Raw genomic sequence first — 6,972 nt, 5'->3', positions numbered from 1 at the left:
CGGCTACACCGACTACCCGGCGCTGTAGCCCGCCGGCGGCGCGGTCACGGGGTCTGCCCGGCCCGGGGCTACCAGGCCTCCGTGACCGCGCGGCGCGCGGCCTCCGGGTCCACGGCGCGGCCCGTCTCCGCGAGGGCCGCGCCGAGGGCGGCCAGCGAGGACCGCACCGCGTCCGGGGTCGCGTCCACGCCGTAGTGGTTCACCCGGATCATCTCCTTCGCCAGCCCACCGCCGCCCGCGACGAGCGGCAGCGAGGGATCGGCGGCCAGCGCCTTCGCGACCAGCTCCGAGGCGTCGACACCGGCCGGCGTGCGCAGCGTCGTCGCGACCGGAGCCGCGTCCTTCGCCTCGTACACGTACGGCTCCAGCCCGCCGCCGAGCGCCAGCGCGCCCGCACGGGTCGCCGCCGCGGCCGACGCGTGCCGGGCCATGAGCGCGTCCAGGCCCTCCGCCTCGATCCGCTCCAGGCACGCCTCCAGGGCCAGCATCTCCAGCTGCGCCGGGGCGTGGAGCAGGGTCCTGCGCCCGCCGTCGATCCACCGCTCCTTCCAGTCCAGGAGGGAGAGGTACGAGCGGCGCGGCGCGGCCGGGTTGGCGGCGAACCGCTCCCAGGCCCGCTCGCTCACCGACACCGCCGAGACACCCGCCGGGCCGCCCATCGCCTTCTGCGCCCCGATGATGCACATGTCGACGCCCCACGCGTCCGGCAGCACCGGCTCGGCGCCGACCGACGCCACCGCGTCCAGGTAGAAGAGCGCGTCGTGCGCCCGCACGACCTCGCCGATCTCCGCGACCGGGTTGGTGTTGCCGGTGGCCGCCTCCGCGTGCACCAGCGACACGAAGCCGATCTCCGGGTGCTCCTCGAAGGCCCGGGCCACCTGCTCGGCGGTGACCGCCGCGTGGAACGGCACCTCCAGATCGACCACCGTCGCACCGCAGTCCCGCAGCCAGTTGCCGAAGGTCTGCCCGTACGGACCGGTGACCACGTTCAGCGCCGTCGAACCCGCCCGCGCACCGCTGCGGATGCAGCCCTCCAGCGGCAGCAGCGCCTCGCCCTGGGTGATCACCACGTCCTGCTCCGTGGCGAGCAGCGCGGCGACCCGGCGCTCGATCGACGCGAACCGCGCGGCGGTCAGCGGGGCCAGGTCCAGGAGCGGGTGTGTCACGGTCACGGCGGTGCCTTCTTCGGATCGGATCTGCGGGTGGAGCCTGGGTCAGGGTACCCAGGGGCCTCGTAGAGTGCGGGTATGAGCGATCACGTGGTGCTGCATGTGAAGGGGCGGGTGCTCGTCGGCCCGGAGGACGTACGGGACGAACTGTGGTGCGTCGACGGGCGGATCACCTTCGAGCGGCCGACCGGTCCCGCCGTCGAGGCGCTGACCGTCGAGGGCTGGGCGCTGCCCGGCCTGGTCGACGCCCACTGCCACGTCGGCCTCGACAAGCACGGCCCCGTCGACGAGGCCACCGCCGAGAAGCAGGCCCTCACCGACCGCGACGCCGGCACGCTGCTCATCCGCGACGCGGGCTCGCCCTCCGACACCCGCTGGATCGACGAGCGCGAGGACCTGCCGAAGATCATCCGCGCGGGCCGGCACATCGCCCGCACCCGCCGCTACATCCGCAACTACGCCCACGAGATCGAGCCCGACGAGCTCGTCGCCCACGTCGGCTGCGAGGCGCGGCGCGGCGACGGCTGGGTCAAGCTGGTCGGCGACTGGATCGACCGCGAGGTGGGCGACCTGGCGCCGTCCTGGCCGCGCGCCGAGGTCGAGGCGGCGATCGCCGAGGCGCACCGGCTCGGCGCGCGCGTCACCGTGCACTGCTTCGCCGAGGACTCGCTGCGCGACCTGGTCGAGGCGGGCATCGACTGCATCGAGCACGCCACCGGACTCACCGAGGACACCATCCCGCTCTTCGCCGAGCGCGGCGTCGCCATCGTGCCCACCCTGGTCAACATCGCGACCTTCCCGCACCTCGCGGACGGCGGCCAGGAGAAGTTCCCGCGCTGGTCGGCGCACATGCGCCGGCTGCACGAGCGGCGTTACGACACGGTGCGCGCCGCCTGGGACGCGGGCATCCCGGTCTTCGTCGGCACCGACGCGGGCGGCTCGCTCGCGCACGGCCTGGTCGCCGCCGAGGTCGAGGAGCTGACGAAGGCGGGCATCCCCGCCCTCGACGCCCTCTCCGCCACCACCTGGCGCGCCCGCGACTGGCTGGGCCGCCCGTCCCTGGAGGAGGGCGCCCCGGCCGACCTCGTCGTCTACGGCGAGGACCCGCGCGCGGACGTCCGCGTCCTCGCGGCACCGCGCCGGGTGATCGTCAACGGCCGGGTGATCGGCTAGCCGCGGGCCGCCGCGCGGGCCGCCCGAGTGCGCGGGCTGTCGCGCGGGCGGCCCGGGCGTCCGGAGTGCGCCGGGCGTCCGGGGTGTCCCGGGGCCTAGCGGGCGTCCCGGGTCTCCCGGGTCAGGAACGCGAGCCGCGCCTTCTTCTCCGGGATGAAGACCTCCGGCAGGTCCACCTCCGGGAGCACGACCTCGGGGCCGAGCTCGAAGCCGGTGCGCAGGAGCCGGGCGATCACCTTCTCGTTGGCGGCGTCCGGCTCGCCCACGATCCGGGTGCGCCCGGTCAGCGCGAAGTCGACGAGCGCCGTGAGCAGTTTCTCCGTGAAACCCCGCTCGGGAGCCACCGTGGGCGCGACGAACAGGTGCACGCCGATGTCGCCCGGCAGCACCTCGTAGCACTCCGAGACCCGGTCGGCCTCGGGGTCGTACGTCTGGAAGACCGCGACCGGCATGTCGTCACGGTGCACCAGGAAGCCGTGGTGGGTGCTGAGCGAGTCGAGGTGGGCGTAGATCTCCCGGACCTGCTCGACGGTGGTGCCGTTCATGCCCCAGAAGCGGGCCCGCTCCTCGTTCACCCAGGCGTGGATGAGCGGGGCGTCGGCCTCGGGGTCGATGCGGTCGACCCGGACGGTGCCGAAGCCCTCGACGACCTGGGTGTGCTCGGTTCTGCTCATGCTGCTCCTTCATGCTCCTTGACGAGGACGTTCCAGTCGGTGGTGACGGGGGCGAGTTCGCCGCGCAGCCACAGGGGGAGCTGGTCGCGGTGGTGCGGGTCACCGGGCACGCCGGAGGCGCCGAACGGCACGATCCACCGGCTCCGTTCGCGGTCCGCCAGGTCCCACACGTAGCGGGCGGCGGACGCGCGGGCGCTGCGGTCGGTGTAGCCGGGCACGCTGGACGTGGACAGCACGCAGTCGTGGTCGCCGGCGAGGCCCGGCCACTGGGCGTCGTCCGCGTCCGGGAGCGCCTGCCAGGGCGCCAGCCGGTGGGTCAGGCCCCAGGCCGGCGGCGTCTCGCCGGCCGCGACCTCCTCCAGGGCCTCGCGCACGATCCGCGCGACGTCGCCGGCCGGCACCGGACCGCCGACCAGCAGGGTCTCCAGGGCGAAGGCGACGCGCGCGCCGAGCGCGAGCCAGGGCAGGAACAGCTCGGGGTACGGGGCCGGTTCGCGCAGCTCCGCGAACGCCTCGTGGGCCGTGAGCCGCCGTACGACCGCGCCGCGCACCGCCGCGTACAGACCGGCGTCCGTGCTGTCGGCGGCCATCCGCCGGTCCCAGGCGAGCAGGGTCGCGCGCACCGTCCGGGCGGCGGGCGAGAGGTCCTCCGCGGCCACGCCGCCGACCGCGTCGAGCAGACGCCGGGCCGACGGGTTGTCCGTGTCCGTGTGCACGGCGGCCGTCTTGGCGGGCGTCCAGGAGCGGGAGGCGTCGAGCAGGGCGGCGATCCGCCCGGCGCGGTGCGGCGGCGCGAACTCGACGCCCAGCGGCGCGGCGAGACCGCGCGCGTTCGCCATCACGGCGTACCCGTCGACCTCGGCGCGGGGCAGCGGCGCGGGCTCCGCCCGCCACGCATGCCGGGCCTCCCACGCGGGCACCACGCGCAGCGAGTTGGCCCGGTCCCGCACCGGCACGTGCCCGGCGACCCGGTGCAGCAGCCCGCCGTCGGTGTCCGCAGCCTGCACGACGTTCACCGGCTCGACCCACCCGTCGAGCGCCCGGTCCACGTCCCCGACACTCCGCGCCCGCAGCAGCGCGGGCAGCACGGAGAAGCCCAGTTCGCCGGTGACGCGGGGCGGGTAACGGAGGCTGATCGCTTCCCACTCGACCGGCTCGGCGGCCGCGGTGCCGTCGGCGACCTCGGCGACCTCGGCGACCTCGGCGGCCGCGGCGGCCTCGGCGACCTCGGTGACCTCGGCGGCGCGGGCGGCGTCGGCCGCATCGGTGGCGCCGGCCGCGACCGCGCCGGTGGCGCCGGGCAGGTCGGTCGCGCCGGGCAGGTCCGTGTCGCCTGCCTCGGCCGCGCCGGTGGCGCCGGCAGCGGTCGGGTCGGCGGTGCCGACCGTGGCGGCGTCGGCGGTGCCGACCGTGGTCGCCGCGGTGCCGGCCCTGGCCGTGTCAGCGGTGCCCTCCGCGTCGGCGGCGTTCGCCGTCGACCGGGCGCCCTCCGCGGCCTTCCCGCCGTCCGCGCCCTTTCCGCCCTCAGCGCCCTTCCCGTCCTCCGTGGCCTTCCCGCCGTCCGCGGCCTTCCCGTCCTCCGCGGCCTTACCGCCGTCCGCGGCCTTCCCGCCCTCCGCGCCGATGATCACCGGCCCACGTGCCGTCTCGACGACCTCCACGCGGACCGGGTCCTGCGTGCCCTTCACGCGGATCGTCTCCGTGTGGGCGGTGGCCGGCTCCCAGCCGGCCGGGCCGAGGGCCTCCACGCGGCCGTCGGGGAGGCGGCGGAGCCGTTCCCGGTAGAGATCCTGGTAGTCGGCCATGGCGTTGGTGATGGCCCAGGCGACGCGGCCGGCGTGGCCGAAGTGGGCGAGGCCCGGGACGCCGGGGACGGCGAGGCCGAGGACGTCGTAGTCGGGGCAGGCGAGGCGTATCTGCTGGTAGACGCCGGGCGCCTCGATGAAGCGGTGCGGGTCGCCCGCGACGATCGCCGCGCCGCTGGCCGTCCGCTCGCCGGACACCACCCAGCCGTTGGAGCCGGCGGTGCCGGGCCCGTCCGTGGCGAAGAGCTCGGTCCACTCCGCGCCGAGCCGCCGCGCGACCCGGTCCCGCCACAGCTTGGTGGGGAAGCCGGCGAAGAGGATGTGGGTGGACAGCCAGACGGCGAGCGGCGTCCAGGGCTCCCAGCGGCCCGGCCGCAGCCCGGTCTCGGCGAACTCGGGCGCCCGCCGCGCGCCCTCCGCCAAGCCCTCGTTCACCCCGTCCACGTACGCCCGGACCCACGCCGCCGTCTCCGCGTCGAGCCGGTCGTGGCAGCGGCGGGCGGTGTCGGCCAGCCTCGCCTGCCGGACGAAGGCGTCCCAGCCGGTCTCCGCCGCGCCCAGGAACTCGGCGGTGGTGCCCTGCGCCCGGTGTCGCTCGACCTCCAGCTGCCAGGCCCGGTCCCGTGCGGTCACCAGGCCCTGCGCGCGGGCGAGTTCGAGCGGATCGGCGGCTCGCAGATGCGGCACGCCCCAGGCGTCCCGGAAGACCTCGATGCTCACGCGTACGACCCCGATCAGATCAAACATTTCTTAGGTTAGGCTGGCCTAAATTAATCTACAGGACCCGAAGAGGGCGAGGTCACGGCGGGTGGGGCGCACCGGGGGTGCGACTGGTTGACGAACCGTTACTCCCGACCGGCGCGCACCGTTGAAGCACTTTCCCTGAACGCGCCTCCGTGCCCGCGCGCGCCGCTACGCACGGGGCGTGCGGGAACGCCTGTGCCGAAAGATTCGAATATGGGCGCGGAAACCACCCTTTGGAGTGAAGTCACGCCAGGTGTCTGCCAGTTCACCCACAGTGCGTAAAGATTCCGGTGTCTCAAGTCGCCGGAGCCGCAGTGACCCACAGTCCCCGTGGCGAGCGGCCGGCGACACCATGTCTCTTGTGGGGGTTCCACCCGTGAACAGCAACACCTTCCGTCTGCCCGCACGCCGCACCGCCGCCGCGGCCGCCGTCGCCGCCCTCGCCGTCGGACCGCTGGTCCTCGCGGCGCCCGCCGCCCAGGCCACCGGCGACAGCGGCGAGCAGGGCGGCGAAGGCCACGCCACCGCCGTCGTGCTGCGCGCCGGGCTCGACGTCGACCTGCTCAACAAGGCGGTGAACGTGCCGCTGCGGGCCTCCCTCAACGAGGTCGAGGCCCCCGCGAGCGCCGAGAAGACCGCGCTCAGCGTGCGGGTGCAGGGCGCCGAGGGCGGGCAGCCGGTCGACGTGCTCAAGGCCGACGTCGCCACCTCCGAGGCGACCGTGGAGGGGAACACGGCCAAGGGCTACGTCAACCTGGTCAAGGCCCGGCTGCACGTCCCCGGACTGCCGCTGCTCTCCCTCGTCGAGGTCGAGAAGGTCACCTCCAAGGCCGTCTGCGAGGCCGGAAAGCGCCCGGTCGCCGAGTCCAACCTGCTGGGCCACGTCACCGTCCTCGGCAAGAAGACCACCCTGTCGACCGGGGGACGGACCAAGGTGACCGTGCCCGGCGTCGGCGAGGTCGTCCTCGACCTCTCCCGCACCTCCACCACCTCCCGCACCGCCGCCGCGACCGCCCTCGAACTCTCGGTGGAGGTCAACCCGCTCAAGCTCAACGTCGCCGAGGTCAAGGGCAAGATCACCCTCGCCGAGGCCACCTGCGCCACCCCGCGCGGCACCAGGCCGACCGACAGGCCGACCGGCAAGCCCAGTGAGCAGCCCTCGCAGCAGCCGTCCGAGCAGCCCTCCAAGGAGCCGTCCACGAAGCCGAGTCACGACACCGGCATCAGCACCCAGAACGGCGGCACCACCCCCACCGGCAACCTCGCCGAGACGGGCGGCAGCTCCACGACCCCGTACCTGGCCGGCGGCGCCCTCCTGCTGCTCGGCGTCGGCGGCGGCGCCGTCGTCCTGGCCCGCAGCCGCGCCCGCGCCCGCGGCTGACCGGCCCGAGGGGGAAACGGCGGGGG

General features: G+C 75.1%; 5 protein-coding genes. 2 read left to right on the top strand and 3 right to left on the bottom strand.

The features are described from left to right. Window positions 1–68 precede the first annotated feature (68 nt). Window positions 69–1,166 carry a pyridoxal-phosphate-dependent aminotransferase family protein gene (locus ACFWJO_RS28870; RefSeq protein WP_386869768.1) on the bottom strand — a complete coding sequence of 366 codons (1,098 nt, stop codon included), beginning with the start codon at window positions 1,164–1,166 and terminating at the stop codon, window positions 69–71. Between the two features lie 81 nt (window positions 1,167–1,247). On the opposite strand from ACFWJO_RS28870, the gene ACFWJO_RS28865 reads away from it, so the two are divergent. Continuing rightward, entirely contained in the window at window positions 1,248–2,342 is a 1,095-nt protein-coding gene (locus ACFWJO_RS28865; protein ID WP_386869762.1) for an amidohydrolase family protein, read from the top strand. A 95-nt stretch (window positions 2,343–2,437) separates the two neighbouring features. Here the strand turns inward: ACFWJO_RS28865 and ACFWJO_RS28860 are convergent, their stop codons facing one another. Further along, window positions 2,438–3,016, bottom strand: a complete 579-nt coding sequence (locus ACFWJO_RS28860; protein ID WP_386869760.1) for a GNAT family N-acetyltransferase — start codon at window positions 3,014–3,016, stop codon at window positions 2,438–2,440. Further along, window positions 3,013–5,568, bottom strand: a complete 2,556-nt coding sequence (locus ACFWJO_RS28855) for a penicillin acylase family protein (RefSeq protein ID WP_386869758.1) — start codon at window positions 5,566–5,568, stop codon at window positions 3,013–3,015. Before ACFWJO_RS28855 ends, ACFWJO_RS28860 begins: the two co-directional genes overlap by 4 nt. A gap of 373 nt (window positions 5,569–5,941) precedes the next feature. Between ACFWJO_RS28855 and ACFWJO_RS28850 the strand changes: the two genes are divergently transcribed. Then, on the top strand, window positions 5,942–6,946 hold the full coding sequence (locus ACFWJO_RS28850) for an SCO1860 family LAETG-anchored protein (RefSeq protein ID WP_386869756.1): 1,005 nt from the start codon (window positions 5,942–5,944) through the stop codon (window positions 6,944–6,946). Window positions 6,947–6,972: the final 26 nt, after the last annotated feature.

The sequence above is a fragment of the Streptomyces sp. NPDC127092 genome (assembly GCF_042722475.1).
Classification (GTDB): Bacteria; Actinomycetota; Actinomycetes; order Streptomycetales; family Streptomycetaceae; genus Streptomyces.
This window is presented reverse-complemented; position numbering and strand designations above follow the sequence as displayed.

Bases quoted from the DNA above. Each gene is read 5' to 3' on its own strand.
- ACFWJO_RS28865 (WP_386869762.1), top strand. From the start codon at position 1,248: ATGAGCGATCACGTGGTGCTGCATGTGAAGGGGCGGGTGCTCGTCGGC.
- ACFWJO_RS28855 (WP_386869758.1), bottom strand. From the start codon at position 5,568: ATGTTTGATCTGATCGGGGTCGTACGCGTGAGCATCGAGGTCTTCCGG.
- ACFWJO_RS28860 (WP_386869760.1), bottom strand. From the start codon at position 3,016: ATGAGCAGAACCGAGCACACCCAGGTCGTCGAGGGCTTCGGCACCGTC.